The 18,815-nt window shown below is 36.5% G+C and carries 17 protein-coding genes; 5 read left to right on the top strand and 12 right to left on the bottom strand.

The features are described 5' to 3' along the window. Nucleotides 1-15: 15 nt before the first annotated feature. The 7 genes from BK577_RS06935 to BK577_RS06905 form a co-directional block, all read right to left on the bottom strand. Nucleotides 16-1,824, bottom strand: coding sequence for an MBL fold metallo-hydrolase (locus tag BK577_RS06935; protein WP_078432242.1), 1,809 nt, complete (start codon nt 1,822-1,824; stop codon nt 16-18). Between the two features lie 126 nt (nt 1,825-1,950). After that, nucleotides 1,951-3,318, bottom strand: a complete 1,368-nt coding sequence (locus BK577_RS06930) for a protein O-GlcNAcase (RefSeq protein ID WP_078432241.1) — start codon at nt 3,316-3,318, stop codon at nt 1,951-1,953. 75 nt (nt 3,319-3,393) lie between these two features. Continuing rightward, entirely contained in the window at nt 3,394-4,314 is a 921-nt protein-coding gene (locus tag BK577_RS06925; protein WP_078432240.1) for a class II fructose-bisphosphate aldolase, read from the bottom strand. Nucleotides 4,315-4,445: 131 nt separating this feature from the next. Then, nucleotides 4,446-5,318: a carbohydrate ABC transporter permease gene (locus BK577_RS06920; protein WP_078432239.1), complete on the bottom strand. Its 873-nt coding sequence runs from the start codon at nt 5,316-5,318 to the stop codon at nt 4,446-4,448. Continuing rightward, complete coding sequence (locus BK577_RS06915) at nt 5,315-6,271, bottom strand: carbohydrate ABC transporter permease (RefSeq protein WP_169908139.1); 957 nt, start codon at nt 6,269-6,271, stop codon at nt 5,315-5,317. Before BK577_RS06915 ends, BK577_RS06920 begins: the two co-directional genes overlap by 4 nt. Nucleotides 6,272-6,348: 77 nt before the next feature. Further along, nucleotides 6,349-7,701 carry an ABC transporter substrate-binding protein gene (locus BK577_RS06910; protein ID WP_245823444.1) on the bottom strand — a complete coding sequence of 451 codons (1,353 nt, stop codon included), beginning with the start codon at nt 7,699-7,701 and terminating at the stop codon, nt 6,349-6,351. A gap of 871 nt (nt 7,702-8,572) precedes the next feature. Next, nucleotides 8,573-9,046 (bottom strand): S-ribosylhomocysteine lyase, encoded by a 474-nt coding sequence (locus BK577_RS06905; protein WP_078432237.1) that lies wholly within the window; start codon nt 9,044-9,046, stop codon nt 8,573-8,575. 145 nt (nt 9,047-9,191) lie between these two features. Here BK577_RS06905 and yidD point away from each other — a divergent pair, with 145 nt between their 5' ends. Then, nucleotides 9,192-9,419, top strand: coding sequence for a membrane protein insertion efficiency factor YidD (yidD, locus tag BK577_RS06900; protein WP_026561800.1), 228 nt, complete (start codon nt 9,192-9,194; stop codon nt 9,417-9,419). Here yidD and BK577_RS06895 read toward each other — a convergent pair. Then, nucleotides 9,416-9,979: a beta-class carbonic anhydrase gene (locus BK577_RS06895; protein WP_026561801.1), complete on the bottom strand. Its 564-nt coding sequence runs from the start codon at nt 9,977-9,979 to the stop codon at nt 9,416-9,418. The genes yidD and BK577_RS06895 overlap by 4 nt on opposite strands. 217 nt (nt 9,980-10,196) lie before the next feature. Between BK577_RS06895 and BK577_RS06890 the strand changes: the two genes are divergently transcribed. From BK577_RS06890 to BK577_RS06875, 4 genes are all read left to right on the top strand, one after another. Then, nucleotides 10,197-11,336 carry a metal ABC transporter solute-binding protein, Zn/Mn family gene (locus BK577_RS06890; protein ID WP_245823443.1) on the top strand — a complete coding sequence of 380 codons (1,140 nt, stop codon included), beginning with the start codon at nt 10,197-10,199 and terminating at the stop codon, nt 11,334-11,336. Nucleotides 11,337-11,467: 131 nt separating this feature from the next. Next, nucleotides 11,468-12,823, top strand: coding sequence for a cytochrome ubiquinol oxidase subunit I (locus BK577_RS06885; protein ID WP_078432236.1), 1,356 nt, complete (start codon nt 11,468-11,470; stop codon nt 12,821-12,823). A gap of 20 nt (nt 12,824-12,843) precedes the next feature. After that, nucleotides 12,844-13,884: a cytochrome d ubiquinol oxidase subunit II gene (locus BK577_RS06880; protein WP_078432235.1), complete on the top strand. Its 1,041-nt coding sequence runs from the start codon at nt 12,844-12,846 to the stop codon at nt 13,882-13,884. A gap of 69 nt (nt 13,885-13,953) precedes the next feature. Then, nucleotides 13,954-14,139, top strand: coding sequence for a hypothetical protein (locus BK577_RS06875; protein WP_078432234.1), 186 nt, complete (start codon nt 13,954-13,956; stop codon nt 14,137-14,139). A 272-nt stretch (nt 14,140-14,411) separates the two neighbouring features. On the opposite strand, the gene BK577_RS06870 is transcribed toward BK577_RS06875, so the two are convergent. From BK577_RS06870 to BK577_RS06855, 4 genes are all read right to left on the bottom strand, one after another. Continuing rightward, nucleotides 14,412-15,317 (bottom strand): metal ABC transporter permease, encoded by a 906-nt coding sequence (locus BK577_RS06870; RefSeq protein WP_078432233.1) that lies wholly within the window; start codon nt 15,315-15,317, stop codon nt 14,412-14,414. Then, nucleotides 15,307-16,620, bottom strand: a complete 1,314-nt coding sequence (locus BK577_RS06865) for a metal ABC transporter permease (protein ID WP_078432232.1) — start codon at nt 16,618-16,620, stop codon at nt 15,307-15,309. Before BK577_RS06865 ends, BK577_RS06870 begins: the two co-directional genes overlap by 11 nt. 65 nt (nt 16,621-16,685) lie before the next feature. Next, nucleotides 16,686-17,435: a metal ABC transporter ATP-binding protein gene (locus BK577_RS06860; protein WP_078432231.1), complete on the bottom strand. Its 750-nt coding sequence runs from the start codon at nt 17,433-17,435 to the stop codon at nt 16,686-16,688. A 119-nt stretch (nt 17,436-17,554) separates the two neighbouring features. Beyond that, nucleotides 17,555-18,520: a metal ABC transporter solute-binding protein, Zn/Mn family gene (locus tag BK577_RS06855; protein ID WP_078432230.1), complete on the bottom strand. Its 966-nt coding sequence runs from the start codon at nt 18,518-18,520 to the stop codon at nt 17,555-17,557. Nucleotides 18,521-18,815: the final 295 nt, after the last annotated feature.

Genomic DNA, 18,815 nt, shown 5'->3' with positions numbered 1-18,815 from the left:
CTTTTTATATTCACATTAAGCTTTCCTGCTATTATTTGAAATAGAGACAAACGCTTCAGCGTGTTGGCCTAAATGATGCTCATCAATCGTTAAATCAACAGCCATTAGGAGCTTGCTTCCTGCTAACTCTTTTGGAACTGTAATTCCCGTTGAGTACTGATAGGACGTATTTCCAGGTAAACTTTTACATACTTCACTATTTTCAACGAACCATCCGTCTGGTGTGATAAGTTTGGCAACGACTGTTTTTTCATCATAGAAAGGATTTTTAACCTCAATGGTTATGGAAAAAGTTTCACCTGCTTCAATATGTGTTTGGTATGGATAAATAGCAGCACCAAAACCTTCTTCTCCAAGATCAAGCTCCTCTAAAGGTAACAGCTCCTCGTGATATCGCTTTAATAATTGACCTTGTTCATTTATTTGGCTTAAAAACTCTTCCGTGACATAAATCGGATCCCAATGACCCGAAATTAAAATATCAGGATTTAATGTTCGATAAAGGTTAGCACTGTCACAATAGTCCCAAATTCGGAATTTATTATGGTAAACATAATTTACATTCTCATCTTGATATTGGTCTCCTATGGCCAACACTCGCTTACCATCAACCATAAAATCAATGACAACCGAATAAAAGGTATGACCTGATTGCTCATGCAAGGTAAATTCATATTCTTCCCACTTAATTGCTTTTTGCAGCGGCAGTGTTCGATCTACTTTTATGGGATCATACCAGAGACATGGGAGATTATATTTTTTTGGCTGTTCTAGAATGGATGAAAAATTTTCAGAACACCACACCTCCGTCCCTTCTATATCCCTTAAAACATTTAGCCCTGCCACATGATCATCATGGAAATGAGTTGGAATCACAACATCAATCTTTTTAATTCCAAACTGTTCCTTTAGCCTTGAAATCGTATAAAGCCATGGTCTTCTTGACGCCCGATCAGCACCTGCTGCAACTCCTCCCATAAAATCGTAGCCAAAGTCTATGAATAAAGCTTTACCACTGTTTGATAAAACGACGTATGAATTTGACATGCTCGTGCGATTTTTTAATAAATGTGGAGTAATGGCTTCATATGGCTTATCTCTTAATTGAAATAACCTTGGGTTTTGCTTTCGAAGTTTCATCAGCTTTGAAAAACGGTCTACTAATTGATTAATCGCTTCAAAAGCTTTATCCATCATATGTCCGTGTGATGGAAGCAATAGATCAGGCTTTTGATCCCGAATATCTAGTAAGGAGAGGATACTATATGCAATCCCCTCTCCCCCGTTATATGACCATTGTGTTGCAGACATTGACCATACCTTTCCAGGGGCGTAGATTAAGTCACCAGTAAAAGCTACCTTTTTTCTGTCTAACTCTGTTATGAATGAAATGGATCCTGTTGTGTGACCTGGCGAAGGTACAACCTTCAGCTCGATTCCATTTATGCTGTAAGTGGTGTAGTCCCTTAATGTTTCATATACAGGTATTGAATGAAGGATTGAGAATCGATCTTGCCTCATGTTATAATTGTTATCAATTTCTCTAGCCTTCCAATGTTCATCAACCACTTCAAATAAATCCTTCTCTACATGTGGAACCCAAATTCGGATGCCACTCTTTACTGCTTTTTCTAATCCTTGTGCTTGGTCACGATGATGGTGGGTCATTAGGATATCCGTTATTTCTGTAACTCCAATTGAATGAAGCTCATCCAACACATCACCGTGCCCAAAATCAATTAAAATGGCTTTCTCGTTTATTTTGAGAATATAGACATTACAGGTATCTTTATAAACATATAGATTTGTAGAGATTTGTTTCATTCGTTTATTCACAACCCCTAAGTCCTAACATAATGGAAGATAGTTAAGGGACCAGTCTTTATTGGAAGATTGAATACTTTACTATTAATAGCCCCTTTAGCACAGTCTCTAGCATTTAAATGACTTCTATTGTCGTAAAACCGACTTCTTTTCAGCCTTTGCCAATGCAAATTCAATTAACGGATAGAGAATGCTTCCAGCATATTTTTTTGGATGCTTTTCTATTTCTAAAGTAGATTCCTTCAGCAAGTTGACTAGTGAATCAACCTCTTCATTTTTTTCCAAGGCTCTTAAGACAGTGATTGCTCTCCTAGCTACCCATGCCCAGCTTTCCATAAGCTCAATCCATGGGGCAAGATTATTTCTTAAGTGATAATTTGTCATTCTAAACTTTAAGGTATAACCAGCTTCATCTAATGAATCTAAGTATTCATAAAGGTTTTGGACATTTATACTATTGGTTGCTAACTCTCCCGATTGAAGAGCAGACAAAGCATTTGCAGTTAGCTGCTTCAAACACTCAGCATCTTGGTACCCTAAGCAGGAAAACAATGAATTCTCCGCAAAGCGTCTTAATGCATGATAGTGTTCTTCACCACCAATAAGTTTTAACGCTTTTTCCCATGAATCCCAGAGGTTATAGCTTTCAGGGTTCTCAAAATAATCTGCAAATGTGAGTAAAGCAATTTTGGATGCTTCAGCTTGTGGCATCGTATTGACAATAAAGCCCTTACACACATCTGGAAGTTTAGAAGCTCTACCACTAATTGGCCCAATGTGCATTTCAGAAGTCATCCCCAAATCATTTACAGGGTAGTTATCCCAAATAATAGGCTTTCTCTTTACCGCCTTTGCAAAATCAGCAGCATCTTGTTCTGAAATGGTTTCTGAGCAAATGTCCGGACCTGTGTAATAAATATCGATTTCAGGATCTAACCCTCTTCCAAGCACATGAATATAATCACTAAATGGTGCCCGACCGTGATAATCTGTTGGACAAATAGCCAATTGACATGTTGGATCAAAAGATTTTAACCAACGAAATAATTTATTTGTTAAGGAAACATGTGCTTCACCATAACTTGCAAACATCATCTTTTCTTCTTTATGGAGGAATTCAGCGGAAATATCATCAAGCATAATCATGAATGTTCGAACACCAATATCATAAAATGCTTGAAATTTTGTTGTTATATAATGAAAATCATCGTCAGAGGCATAATTTATGGATACACCAGAACCAATCGAATAGCAAAAGTCAATCCCGAGTTCTTTTGAGTGCTCAACTGTTTCAGCAAACTGTTTCATGATAAATTCAGGATATGGTTCTCTCCAGCGAGCACGGTGCTGGCGGTCGTTTTTTGGGCCATAAATATATTGGTTATACCCATGATCTGCCATAAAAGAAATTAAATCATTTCGTTCTGGCGCTGTGTAAAATAAACCGTAGAATCCTTCTATAACCCCTCTTATAGGGAAAGGGGAATTGGACATTACATAACATCTCCTTTTAAAGATGGTGTTTTCGTTTGCTTAATTTACTTATCAAGTAGCTAGACTAAAAGAGTCTTAGAGATTAAAAACATCAGATTTATTTGCACTGCCTAAGAAATTTTCTATTTTATCAATCACTGTTTTTTCTACTGCAGCTCTTCCAACCTTTAATTGTTCTAATGGAAGTTCTTTACATTCTTCGTTTGTCATTCTATCTTCTCGGTCTATTGATTTTAAGAAAGAAAGCTCTAAATCAGTGGCAATGTTTACTTTGCTGATACCTCCATTTGGGAGATTTGTTGCTTCTTGAATCATGTATGACGGAACTCCCGATCCACCATGAAGAACTAAATGAACAGGTGTAAGGTCGCGAATCGCTTTAAGTCTCTCTATGTCTACTTTTGGTTTCCTTACATTATAGACACCATGTGCAGTACCTACTGAAACTGCTAGAGCATCACAATTTGTTTCCGTTACAAATTTTAGAGCTTCCTGTGGATCCGTATATAGCTCTTCATCCGTATCTGTTTCAACAAAATCAGTTGTTCCAATTTTACCTAACTCCGCTTCAACTGACACACCTTTTGCGTGAGCAAATTCAACAGCTTCTTTACTTATTTTAATATTTTCCTCTAGCTCTTTTTCGGATGCGTCAATCATTACAGAGGTAAAACCTGCTTCAATCGCTTCTTCTATGACAGACATTTGTTTTGTGTGATCTAGGTGAAGGACTACAGGAACAGTTATATTCTCTTCAATTAGTGCTGTATAAAACTCCTCTGCAATTTCTTTTGGAGTAACATCATAACGAACTAATTCTTTTTCAGAAATTTGTATAATAACTGGTGATTGTGTTTTTTCTCCTGCACGTAAAATTGGACGAATCATTGGGCTATATCTTGGTGAAAAAGAACCAATGGCAAAATGGTTTTCTTGAGCTTTTACTAAAGCTTCTTTCAAAGTTAGAACGTTTTTAAGCTTTGTTTTTTTTGTCATAATGTGAAATCTCCTTTGACAACCTAGATATCTTTAACAGCAGATTGTTTAAAACTTATCTCTCCTACTGTTTTTATCTTTAAAATGTAAGAGATAACTACCATATTTACATTCTTACTCATATAACTTCATTAACCTTTAGATCCCGCTGTTAAATTCATCCCTTCAATAAAATATCTTTGGAAGATAAAGAATAAAACAATAACTGGTAGTAAAACCAATAGAGATCCGGCCATTAAATAATTCCATTGTGTGGCTAGCTGGCCTTTAAACACTTGAAGTCCGATTTGTAATGTGTAAAGTGATTCATCATTTACATAAAGTAATGGTCCTAAAAAGTCATTCCATGCACCATTAAATGAAAAAATAGCAACAGTTGCAATGGCTGGTTTTGCAAGGGGAAGCATGATTTTATACCAAATCCTAAAGTGGCTGGCACCATCAATTTTCGCTGCTTCAATGAGTTCATTCGGAATTGTTAGGAAAAACTGTCGAATAAGGAAAATATTAAACGCACTTCCAAAGAAAGCAGGGACGATTAATGGAAGGTATGTGTTTAACCATCCTAACTTAGAGAATATGACATAATGGGGGATCATCGTAACGAATCCAGGAATCATCATTGTCGCTAAAACAACAGCAAATAAAAAATTACGACCTTTAAAGCGAATCTTTGCAAAACCATACGCAATAAAGGAGTTTGATAATACATTTCCTAGTACAACGAAAATGGTTATTAAAAATGTATTAAATAAGTATCTAGTAAAAGGAGCAGCTTTCCATGTTTCTATATAATTACTCCAGTTCCATTCATTCGGAATAAATGTAGGAGGATATTGCATGATTTCTCCCATGTCTTTAACAGATGTCGCGAACATCCACCATACTGGTGAAAGAATCAATACACTTCCTAGCAAGAGGATAATCGTGACAATGGTTTGATTTATTATCTTCTTTACTTTTACACTTTGGAAATGTGAAGTTTTCTGGGCTGAAACACTCATTTTCGATCCTCTCCTTCATAGTGCACCCATCGTGGAGCTAGTTTTAAATTAATAACTGTAATGACGAGAATGACGATAAATAGGACCCAAGACATGGCCATTGAATATCCCATATCAAAGACTTCAAATGCTTTATTCCACATATGTAGGTTATAAAATACGAGAGAGTTTGCAGGACCACCGTCACCACTTTCACTCATTACATATGCTTCTTGGAAAATTTGAAACCCTCCAATCAAACTTGTCACTAAGTCAAAGAAAATAACAGGAGTAATCATAGGCAGTGTGATATGTCTAAAACGTTTATATGCATTGGCACCATCTATTTCTGCTGCTTCATAAAGTGATTTAGAAACACCTTGTAAACTAGCAAGATATAATAGCATTCCACCACCAAGGCTCCAAAGTTTCATAAAAATTAATGCCGGCTTTGTCCATGCTGGATCAAACAACCATGCCGGACCTGTTATCCCCACCCAAGAAAGAACGGTATTTACTAGACCGGAGCTTGGGCTTAATAATTGCATCCATAACAAGTAAACCCCGACACCAGATAAGACAGCTGGAAGATAGAAAATTGTTCGATACATCCTCATTCCTGGTACACCCTGATTTAATAAAACAGCTAATAGCACAGCACCAACAGTTGTTAGTGGTACAGAGATCGAAACATAGTAAAGCGTATTTCCCAGGGCCGTCCAGAACAAATCATCATTCGTAAACATTCGTACATAGTTTTTCAATCCAACAAAATCCATTCTTGATGTAATATCATAGTTTGTAAAACTAGCGTATAACGAGAATAACATCGGACCTGCAATTAAGGTAAGGAAACCAAATATCCATGGTGCTATGAAAAGATATCCTTGTAACCCTTCCTTTTTATCAAGACTCATGACTTTTTTCGATTTTTTTATTTCCGTCTTTTTATTTGTTGTAACCTGGGTTTGCATATTTTCCATCCTCCTAATCCCAAGTTTAATTAATCAGGGAGCGAAAAATGCGCTTCACTCCCTTTTTCTTCTTTGAATTATTTTGAACTTCCCGCTAATTTCTCCACAGCTTTATGAGCTGCCTCTAATGCCTCTTTAGGCGTTTGCTCACCTAACAATGCTTTTTCAAACTCCGGATTAACTAAGTTATTTAGATCAGGTGCCTCAAGTGGGAACGGAGTTAAAATTGTATGCTCCATATTCGTAATGGCTGCATCATAAACCCTCTTGCTATCTTCATCAAATTCAGAACTTTTTGCAGCATTTTCTGAACCTTCAATACTGGCCACATTATCAAAGTTTTGAACTGCCCAATATTCTTGTGCTTCAGGACCTGTTAAATATTTAATAAATTCCCATGATGCTTCAGGATTCTTTGCACCGAATGGTACTTCTGCTACAAATCCTCCTCCCCATACTGTATGGCCATTACCTGGTTCCATCTCTGGCATTGGAGCAACACCAAAATTCATTCCATTTCCAAAGTCACGAATTTTTGTAAACGCATCAGTTGGAGTCGTTACAACCATTCCTAGTTTTCCAGAGATGAATGGATCTGCTTGATCTTGACCAAATTCAGCTTTAAATCCATTGATCACATCGTCTCCATACTGTTGTTCATAATCATATACCCATTGGAGCGCTTCTTCTGCTTTAGGCTCATTAATGATTGGTTTAGCAGTTTCGTAGTCCCAGTTACCGTGACCTGTTGCATTTATAGTCCACATATCCGGCCCAATTTTATGTCTTGGTAAGAAACCGATCCTTGTATAACGCTTCCCTGCTTTTTGATCAATTTTCTTAGCGAATTCTTGTAATTCATCCCAAGTTTTAGGAGGTTGATCTGGATCTAAGCCAACTTCTTTAAAGATATCTTTGTTCCAGAAAAGTAAACGAGTGTCTGTATTAAAAGGTACCGCATATGGCTCACCATCATGAACAACTGCATTCCATAATTCTGGATAATACTGATCCTTTATACTTGGATCTTGTTCAAAGAATTCTCCTAAACTTTCGTTTTGCTTCTTATCAGCGCGCTGTCTTACTGTATTTATGTCATTGATGATCACATCTGGGGGATTACCAGCAGCTACTGCAGCTAGCTCTTTTGTCCAAATATCTCCCCATGGAAGATATGTATGTTTAACATGGATTTTATCTTGGGAGTTGTTAAAGTCTTCAATAATTTTTTCGATAATTGGTCTCCGTGTTTCTGAACCCCAGAATGTCCAAAAATCAAGTTCAACGACTTCTTCGGATCCCCCATCTTTCGATTTGTTTGATTCTTCATTTGTTGTGGTTTCTTCATTTCCGGAACAACCTACTAGGAACGTTCCCAAGCTCATTACTAAAATCAATAGTAAAGATAAAGATTTTTTGATACTGCTCATTCTTTTTCCCCCTTTGTTATGAATATTTCCTCACCTAGAAACTCACGAACAAAAATAGATTACTAGTATAAGATGTCAAAAATCTTGTTTTTTGAATACTTTCATGCAATCCAACTATTACACCTGTTGTTTGCTTGTGGTTTGTTAACTGTTTTTGTGAGTTTTTGTTGGCTTGTTTTCATTATCCATGTATACGCTTTCAATGTCAACAATATTTTGAACATTTACTTATGGATTATTAGATAGAAAAATCGATAGACATCTACAAAATCCACCAAATTTAGCACCCTCAGTTAATTTCCAAACTAAAAAAATTAAGAAAACCTCAAATTAAAAGCATTTAAAAGTTTCAAAATAACAAGACTCCACTTGATAAACAACAAAACAAACACATCACTCAACAATAATACACACAAAACCAAATCGAAGAATATTTGGTTACTAGTTAAAAGAAATCTTTTAGCAAGAATTTATGTAGACAGATCAAGAACAATCGACAAAAAGAATGAAGCTAGGTAGTGGAGCTATGGCAGGAAACATATACGTTTTGGGAGAAAGAGTTAATTTAAGGGAAAGAAGGCTTAATTAGGAGAATAAATAAATTAGGTAAAAATGTGAACTTTTAAAATCGTTCTTTGTGGAAAGGAGGATGATGAATTGTAATCCATACATTAAGCAAAAAAGTGAGGTCTTCTACCATCCTCCATTTTAAACCTAACTTTTAAGTAAGCTAAATATCTACTTTTACACCTGTCTCAAGTGCTTCTATTGCTTTTAGAGCAAAGGCTAAAAAGCAGACCTATTGAATTGGTCTGCTTTTTAAATCTTTTGTACTTTATACCCGAAAATGCCCTCCTTGGGACACCTTTACTTATCCAAATACTTTCGCTAGTTCTTCTTTATCTTGCTCAAGCCAAAAACGCATTAGACGTTTTGCTCCTTCTAAATCATGAAGCTTTGCTTGGCCACACTGTTTTTCGTTTGCGGCTGGAATTTCTGTAATTTCCACTGCTGTTTTCATTGTATCTTCAAGAAGATCAATAATTTCATTTACCTCAGGCTTACCACTTACAACTAAATAGTAGCCGGTTTGACAACCCATTGGTGAAATATCAATAATATCGAAGTGATCATATTTCTCAGCATGTTCACGAATATTGAATGCCAATAAATGTTCCAATGTATGAATGGTATCAGGCTTCATTGCTTGTTTATTTGGCTGACAAAAACGAATATCAAATTTATTTACTTCACCATCACTACCCACTTTATGAACACCACAGTGGCGAACATATGGAGCCTTTACGGCGTTATGATCTAATTCAAAGCTTTCAACTGAAGGCATACTCTTTCACTCCTATAAAAAATAATAAGTCCTAATTCTTAATCATTGTATCATAGGTAAAGTTAATAGCGTATGATACCCTCTTTTAGTATAGTAAATAGTAACAAAAGCGATTAGACAATTTTATTGGAAAAGAAGGTCAATTATGAAAAACATATTTATCCTTATCATTCGGTTCTATCAAAAATTCATTTCACCAATTAAACCTCCAACTTGTCGCTTCTATCCTACATGCTCACACTACGGTATAGAGGCTATTCAACGCTTTGGAATCCTTAAAGGAGGATATTTGACGATCAAACGGATTTTGAAATGTCATCCTTTTCACCCGGGCGGCATAGATCTTGTACCTGAAAAGAAAAAGGAGAATTAAGCTTCATATCCATTCACAACAACATCTAATTTTCCTGTTGAAGGATCAATAACAAGGCCATGTACTGGAATACCACTAGCAAGGAATGGATGGTTTTTAATAGTTTCTACACTATCACGCACACTGTCTTCGACGTTATTGAATCCTTTTAACCATTGATCTAAATCGACCCCGGCATACTTAACTGTGTCGATTTTCTCTTTATCCACACCTTTTTCGATAGCTTTAGAAAGAAATGATTCTGGACTGATTTTACTCATCCCGCAATCATGGTGACCAATGACACAAATTTCATCTGCCTTTAATTCATATACAGCAACCAATATACTTCTCATAATACTTCCGAATGGATGTGCTACAATTGCACCTGCACTTTTAACAATTTTCACATCACCATTTCGCACATTCATTGCTTGAGGAAGCAGCTCAACTAATCTAGTATCCATGCAAGAAAGAACAACAAGCTTTTTCTCTGGAAATTTCGTTGTCTCAAACTTTTCGAATTCTTTATTTGCTACAAACTTTTCATTATGTGCTAAAATTTCATCTACGATTCTCATGTTCTATCTCCTCCATATAAAAAATAAGCTTTTAAATAAATATATCATATCTATTGAGTTATCACTAATTTTAGGTTAAGATATTACTTGTTTAAATCGTAATACTTACTATTTAATAACTAAAAATAAAAAATGGTTCTCAAATCGTAATGATTAAGATATAATAATGAAGGCTTAATCGTAATCATACTGATTTATTGAAAGGAGATCACGAAAAGTGAAAAAATATTTACTATCATTAAGCACCATGTTTTTTATATCTAGTCTACTAGTTGGCTGCAACAGTAATGGAGATACATCCTCCTCACAATCCTCCGAACCTGCAACTGATTCGGATACACTAAAAATTTACACAACACTGTACCCTCTGGAGGACTTCACAAAAAAAATTGGTGGAGATTTAGTAGAGGTTGAAAACGTCATTCCTCCTGGTGCCGATGCACATACATTTGAACCATCTACAAAAGATATGGTAAACATTGCTGAAGCAGATGGTTTTATCTATTCAGGTGTTGGCCTGGAAACCTTTGCTGAAACAGTACAAGAATCACTTAAGGATGAAGATGTCCGCTTCATCAATGCAGGTGAAGGTCTGGAATTGTTGGAAGGACATGATGAAGCAGAGCATGATGAAGATGAGGCTGCTCATGAAGAAGAACATGCACATGATGAAACTGAGGCTGCTCATGAAGAAGAACATGCACATGATGAAACTAAGGCTGCTCATGAAGAAGAACATGCACATGATGAAACTGAGGCTGCTCACGAAGAAGAACATGCACATGATGAAACTGAGGCTGCTCATGAAGAGGAAGAACATGTGCACAATCACGGGGATACAGATCCACATGTATGGATTGACCCAATTCTTTCCATTCAATTAGCAGAAAACATTAAAAACGCATTAACAGAATTACATCCTGATGGAAAAGAAACATTTGAAAATAACTTTGAAGCTTTAAAAACACAATTAAATGAATTAGATCAATCTTTCTCAGAAGTTATCAACAATGCGAGCAAAAAGGAAATTCTAGTTTCTCATGCTGCATATGGGTATTGGGAAAGCCGTTATGGCATTGAACAAATTAGTGTTTTAGGTTTGTCTCCAACCCAGGAACCTTCACAAAAGGAATTACAAACTATCATTGAAACAGCTAAAGAACACGATATTAAATATATTATTTTTGAAACGAATGTAAGTAGTAATGTAACTGATATCGTACAGTCGGAAATTGGTGCAGAAGCATTAACTTTAAACAATTTAGAAACACTTACTGATGAAGATATTACTAATAAAGAAGATTACTTTAGTATTATGAAGAAAAACATTAAAACATTAGAAAAGGCACTGAATTAAGTAAAAAAGTGAGCGTGATCAACGCTCACTTTTTTTAATGTTTATTATTAGCAAAACTAGAAGAATATTCTTTAGAAAATAGTGGACACTATGGTTGATTACGACAAGAGTGGAAAGAAAGGCGGATCATGATGGATGATTTAGTTTTAGCACGTTCACTGTTCGGAACAACCATGGGTTTTCATATCATTTTTGCAACACTGGGGGTTGGGCTTCCCTTAATGATATTATGTGCGGAGCTGCTTTTCCAGAAAACAAAGGACCAGGATTATGCCGTCATGGCTAAACGTTGGACAAAAGGTCAGGCTGTTCTATTAGGCGTTGCTATACCTACAGGAACAATTGCTGGTGTTCAACTTGCATTATTGTGGCCGGGCTTTATGGAGGTTATTGGTAGAGTTATGTCCTTACCATTTCAAATTGAAATATATGCCTTTTTTATAGAAGCCTTATTTATGTCTATTTATGTGTATGCCGCTGATCGTATTTCACCTAAAATGCGAATTTTTAGTGTCACACTTGTCCTTATTGGAGCTAGTGCCTCAGCTGTCTTAATAACAAATGTTCATGCCTTTGAGGGAACTCCTGCAGGGTTTCAAATTGAAAACGGAGAAATTGTTGATGTTGATCCATGGGCGGCTTTTTTTAATCCAAGCTTCTTTATTTCAGCTGCACATGTTGCAGTTTCGGCCTACATGACCGGTGCATTTATGATTAGTACGATTGCAGCTTTTAAAATGTTAAAAAACAAGCGTAACGAACGAGTCTATCTTTTTCATAGGAAGGCTCTCATGCTTAGCTTGATTGTTGGTGGGATTTTTTCTCTTTTAACTGCTCTTAATGGTCACGAATCCGCACAAATGCTCCATGAATATCAGCCGGAAAAACTCGCTGCAGCAGAGGGACTTTTTGAAACACAAGATTATGCCCCTTTAGCAATTGGAGGATTTACAGATCGTGAGACACAAGAAATTAAATTCGCGATTGAAATACCTTGGGCACTAAGTTTTCTTGCAGGCAATAGCTTTGAAACAGTCGTAATTGGATTAAATGACTTTCCAGAAGAATATTGGCCACCGTTATTTGTTCATACATTATTCAATGGTATGGTACTCATCGGCAGCTTTCTCATATTTTTGTCGATCGCCGGCTTTATTTGGCACAAATTTTTAAAGAAACAGCATTTCCCAAAACTATTTATGTATGCCTTCGTTATTGCAGGTCCTCTCTCTCTCCTTTCCATTGAGTTCGGTTGGATATTTGCTTGTACAGGGAGGCAACCATGGGTTATTTACCGAATCTTAGCGACTGAAGATGTCGTTACAGGCTCAACCCAAATTGGAATTTTATTTTTACTCTTTTCACTTATTTATGTTATTTTAGCAATCGCTGTTTTGGCTGTTCTAAAATATTATTTCAAACGTCATCCTGTTGAGCACGAGCTTGACGGTGGTAGCCTACAGCAAAATCATGTAAGTATTACCTAATCTTAAAGAGGTGAAACAATATGACCGCAGATTCGTTACTCGCAATCACTGTACTCTGGGGATTCGTTTTTATCTATGCTGTAATGGCAACGATGGATTTTGGAGCCGGCTTTTGGTCGATGATTTATTTTAATAAAGAAAAAACAAATGCAACGAATATCGCAAACCGTTATTTATCACCGACTTGGGAAGTAACCAATGTTTTTATTGTCGCAATTGTTATAGCACTTGTCAGTTTTTTTCCTGGCGCCACCTTTATTCTTGGAACAGTATTATTGATTCCAGGAAGTTTCATCTTAATTTTGCTGGCACTGCGCAGTGGATTTTTAGTATTTTCTCATGTAGCAAAAGATTATGAAAAAGGGCTAACTTACGTTTCAGGAATATCCGGATTTATTATACCTGCCCTTCTTATGCTTGTTTTACCTATTACACATGGTGGTTATATAGAGCAAATTAATGAAGTTCATCAACTTAACTTTGCTGCCTTGTTTACTAGCCCGAATATATATGCCTTTATAGGCTTTGCCATAAGTAGCACACTTTTTTTATCATCTTTACTATTAGCTGATTACTCGAATGTTGCTGATGAACTGGAAGCATATCGGGTTTATCGAAGAGATGCCCTGATCCTAGGCCCCATCTCATTATTAATGGCCTTTTTGATCATGATTACTCTAAGGATTGAAGCAACTTGGTTATATACAAATATGCTTGACTATTTACCATTTTTAATCGGGTCTGTTCTTCTTTTTATCCTTGCAGGTGCTGCACTATTTTTTCCCTCAGCGAGACATAAGGGACGAATTGGACGCCCTAGACTTGCAGTTATCGCAGTTACTATACAATATCTCCTAGCGAGTTATGCATACGGAAGGGCCCATTTACCATATATGATATATCCTGATGTAACCATTGAAACAGGCTTCACACACCCAAATACATTTAGAGCTTTATTTGTAACATATATTGTTGGTTTTCTTATTTTATTTCCAGGGTTTGTTTACTTTTGGAAGCTGTTTATGAAGGATAAGCGCTATTTAAAGCAAAATGAATCCTAGATCCATGTATAAGGATATTATTTTGGTAAAAAATAAAAACGATATCATTGCGTTAGGGGGAAATGAATAATGAAGGAAAGCCTTATTGAGTCATTTCGTCATGAAGTTAAAGATTCTAATGCAGATTCTTTTCCTATGTTTGTCGATTCTTTTACAAATTTATGGGATTATGAATTTGGTTCATTAGATGATCTTCCACAGGATGTGGATGAGTTAGTAGCTGATCGCGCAATTGAATATGGGTTAATGGAATAAAAACATAATGATATTGTTTAAATACTTAATAATCCTGGCATTAACGATGTCGGGATTTCTTTTAGGTTATTTTCATAAACTTTGTTGATTTGCACTAAGTATTGAGAGGGTTGATAGGAGCTCCAGGTTGCTCGCTTTCCGTGGGGTGGGCGGTGATCCCTCCTCAGCGCTAAGCGCCTGCGGGGTCTCACCTGTCCACAGCTCTCACAGGAGTCTCGCGCCTTCCGCTCCTATCAACTTACTTAGATTTTTTCAAAGTACATATTAAAAAATCAACTTTGGAAAAGATTCTTTTTTGATGTTGTCTTTGAAAGCTTTTTCTGTGCTCGTTTTTTTGCTACTAGACCATGCTTTGGAGAAAATAAGAAGGCTAGAGCGAAAAGAATTCCTGTAGAGGTTGCCATAGCACCTGCTATTGACACATTAAGAATAGTAGCCATGTAATATCCACTTATCGCCGAAAACACACCGATACCGGCACTAATAAAGAGCATGTTGATCAATTTATCTGTTAATAAATAAGCTGTCGATGCCGGAACAATAAGCATAGCAACTACTAGGATTGCCCCAACACTATCAAAGGAGGCGACAGTTGTTATCGATAACATTCCCATTTGCAAATAATGAATAAACAGCACAGGGATTCCAATTGCAACAGCCATTTCTGGATCAAATGAGCTAATTTTAAATTCTTTGTAAAAAAAGATGATGATGAGCAGGTTGACTATAAACACAAAAGATAAAAGCCAGACTGCCTTTGGCCCTAATTCCATCCCATTCCACTCCACTGTATCCCAAGGAATAAATGTGATCTCTCCCATCAATGCATGGTCTACATCTAGATGAATATTTCCTGCAAACAACGACAGCAGAATGACCCCGATTGCAAAAAGTGATGTAAACACAATTCCAATTGCAGCATCGCCCTGAACCCCTTTTCCACTTAACACCTGTACAAGCAATGCTGTTAACAACCCAACTACTATTGCACCGATTAATAATGAAGGACCATCTAAACTGCGGCTTACTAAATACCCGCCAACAATACCCAATAAAACAGTATGTGAGATCGCATCCGCTAACATTGCCATTTTCCTTAATACGAGAAAACAACCAATCATCGCACAAGTAATACCTACTAATGAACCAGTGATGATAATCCATGCATCATAAGTCATTTATCATCATCCTCCTATCACTAATTGCTGACTTGGGCATTAATAATGGAACACGATCATGAATGCGCAATAGCTTTAACAGCTGATCCTTTGTTTCATTTGAGATAGATGCTAAATGAAGATCCTCTCTCGTTTTAAGCTCAAGGTGAGCAAACTCCATTTCATGCATTAAATACATTTCATACAAACGCTGTTGCAGGACAAGTTCAAATCCAGCTTCAATCCCCTTATCTGTTAACATCCATTTCCCTGTCTTAGCTCGGCTAATGTACTCTCTCTTTTCCAACACACTTATCGCATATTGAAAAAGGCTCGATGAAACCTTACGTTTTATAAGAATTTCATCCTCAGTAATGTCACCAAGATTTCCCCCTTCTGCAACATCATAAATGCTAAGAAAAATTTGTTCTACCGCCGTTCGTTTTCTAAGGGACAATAGCTTAAAGGCTTTAGCAAGTAACCCCCGCTTTGGTGAAAACACTAATGAAATGATAAACATGATCGTAGCAGCCACAATAATAAGTGGACCTGTTGCCATTCCTTCCATAATGGTACTCAATAATGTACCCATTACACCGGAAACACCGCCAATAAAACCTGAAATAATGATCATAGAACTTAATTTCTCAGTCCAATACCTTGCACTAATGGCCGGAGTGATAAGCATAGCTGCCATTAATACAACTCCAACTGTTTGTAGTCCGATGACTACGGAACAGACAATTAATAAAAGTAATAGACCATTAAAAAATGCAGCTGGTATTCCAATTCCTTTTGCAAATTGAGGATCAAATGTAAGTAACTTAAACTCCTTATAAAAGATAGCGGTTATTGCTAATAATAGTAAGGCAATCATCATGATTAATTGAACATCAGCCCCTACCATGGAAGCTGCCTGCCCAAAAATAAAGTCATCCAGCCCACTTTGATTACCTGCACCATTATGCTGAATATAGGTTAGAAGAACAATTCCAAATCCAAAAAATACAGAAATAATAATTCCAAGAGCAGAATCTTCTTTTATTCTTGAATGGTTAATAATCACTTGAATGATAAAAGAAGATATTAGCCCTGCAACCACTGCACCGATTAAAAACCAAATCAGTGATTTGGAACCATATAGTAAATAGGCGATACAAACCCCCGGCAATGCTGAATGTGCCATGGCATCACCTATTAAGCTCTGCTTTCTTAATAATGTAAAACTCCCAACAACACCACTGGTAATTCCTAGGAGCATTGTACCAAGTAACACCCATTGGGTATTAGGATTTTGAAGTTGTAACATAAGTTCTCCAAGCATTTCCTTCACTCCTATTTTTCTAAAGGGGGTATTCCCTAAAATATCAATTTCCCTTATTGGTGTACTTATTTTCCTTCAACTACAATAGATTGGTCTTGTAAAAATGTAAGTTTTCCACCATAGGTTTTTTGCAGATTATCGATTGTAAAGGTCTCTGTCGTTGGGCCAAAAGCAACCTTTCTCATGTTTAATAGAAGAACCCAATCAAAGTACTCTTCTACCGTTTGTAAATCATGATGAACAACGAGAACAGTCTTGCCTTTAGCTTTTAACTCATTTAACAGAGCAATGATCGCCTTCTCAGTTGCTGCATCTACTCCTACAAACGGTTCATCCATAAAGTAAACATCAGCATCCTGTGCTAAAGCTCTTGCTAAAAATACCCTTTGTTGTTGTCCGCCGGAAAGCTGGCTTATTTGTCTATTTTCAAATTCAAGCATTCCTACTTTTTTTAAACACTCTTTTGCAAAGTCTACGTCCTTTTTACCGGGACGTTTAAACCAACCAACATGCCCATATCTCCCCATTAGTACAACATCAAGGGCATTGGTTGGAAAGTCCCAATCAACAGAGCCACGCTGCGGAACATATCCCACGCGTTTACGCTGCTTTTTATATTGTTCACCAAAGATATTCACTTCACCGGATGCAGTTGGGATTAAGCCTAAGACTCCTTTAATTAAGGTCGATTTACCGGCCCCGTTAGGCCCGATAATTCCAATTAATTTTCCTTCCGGAACTTCAAAAGTTACTTCCTGTAAAACAGGTTTTTGGTGATAAGCAATTGTTAAATTTTCAACTGTAACAGGATTCATCCATCACACCAACCTTACTTTTCATATTCATAGAATGATCGTTTAATCTACATATCTAGTAAAAATACAACGAGAGCTAAGAATAGATACAAACCTGTCCTTAGCTACCTGTACTTGTTTTATTTTAAAGAAGATACAATCGTGTCAACATTGTGTTTGAACATTCCGATATATGTTCCCTCTTCAGTTCCTTCTTCACCCATTGCATCAGAGAAAAGTTCTCCACCAATGACAACTTCGTGACCTTTCTTTTTGGCACCTTCTACTACTGCGCTAATTGACTTTTCCGAAATACTACTTTCAATAAAAACTGCTTTGATGTTTGAATCAACTAATGCATCAACAAGACTTTGAACATCTTTTAAACCGTATTCTGAGTCAGTACTTAGCCCTTGTAAGCCCATTACTTCTAAATCATATGCATGACCGAAATATTTGAATGCATCATGTGCTGTAACAAGGACACGACTCTCTTTGGGAATTGTTTGAATTTGTTCCTTTGCATATTGGTCCATTTCTTCTAATTCTTGTTTGTAATTTGCAGCATTTTCTTTAAATAATTCTGCATTTTCCGGAGATTGTTTTGTTAATTCTTCTTCTATTGCATCTACAGTATGTGTCCATGCTTGGATGTTGAACCAAACGTGTGGATCATGAGCATTTGAATCATCATCTGCTCCTAACAGCATATCCTCAGGAATAAAATCCGCAACAGCTACCGTAGCTTTATCCTTTGACATCTTTTCAAATATCTCCCCCATCTTTCCTTCCAAATGGAGTCCATTATAAAAAATCATGTCAGCATCATTTAGTTTTTTAATATCACCTTGAGAAGCTTGGTAGAGGTGTGGATCAACTCCTGGCCCCATTAATGAAGTCACTTCTACTTGATCTCCACCTACATTTTTGACTACGTCTGCAACTTGACCTGTTGTGGTTGTCACTATAATTGTTTCACTAGAACTTTCATTTCCATCCTTTGAATCTCCACTTATTTGACCACTGCCACATGCCGTTAATAGAAATACTATTAAAATACTGATTCCTACACCTGCCAACCATTTTTTCACCTTTTTCTCCTCCATTCACTTTTTTTAGATGAAACGTTAGAACTTCTCCTAGGTCAAAAGTAGTCTATGTTGTTTTTTAGGATGAGTGCCATAATTTTTACTTTTCTCACCTTTTATTCGTACAACTAAAAAAGTTTCCTTAACGCAACAATAAAACATTATGAAATTTATGTCAACTATGTTTTCTCGATTAGAAAAACACGACTTCCACCAAGAATGGTGGAAGTCAATGATTTTTCTTATACTTTTATCCTTAAATACTGTTAAATTTTTTTAAAGACAAAAAAGGATAACTCCCTATATGTTGATA

Source organism: Metabacillus halosaccharovorans (genome assembly GCF_002019635.1).
In the GTDB taxonomy this organism is placed as follows: domain Bacteria; phylum Bacillota; class Bacilli; order Bacillales; family Bacillaceae; genus Metabacillus; species Metabacillus halosaccharovorans.
The sequence above is the reverse complement of the archived record's forward strand: the minus strand, read 5'-3'. Positions and strand labels throughout refer to the sequence as shown.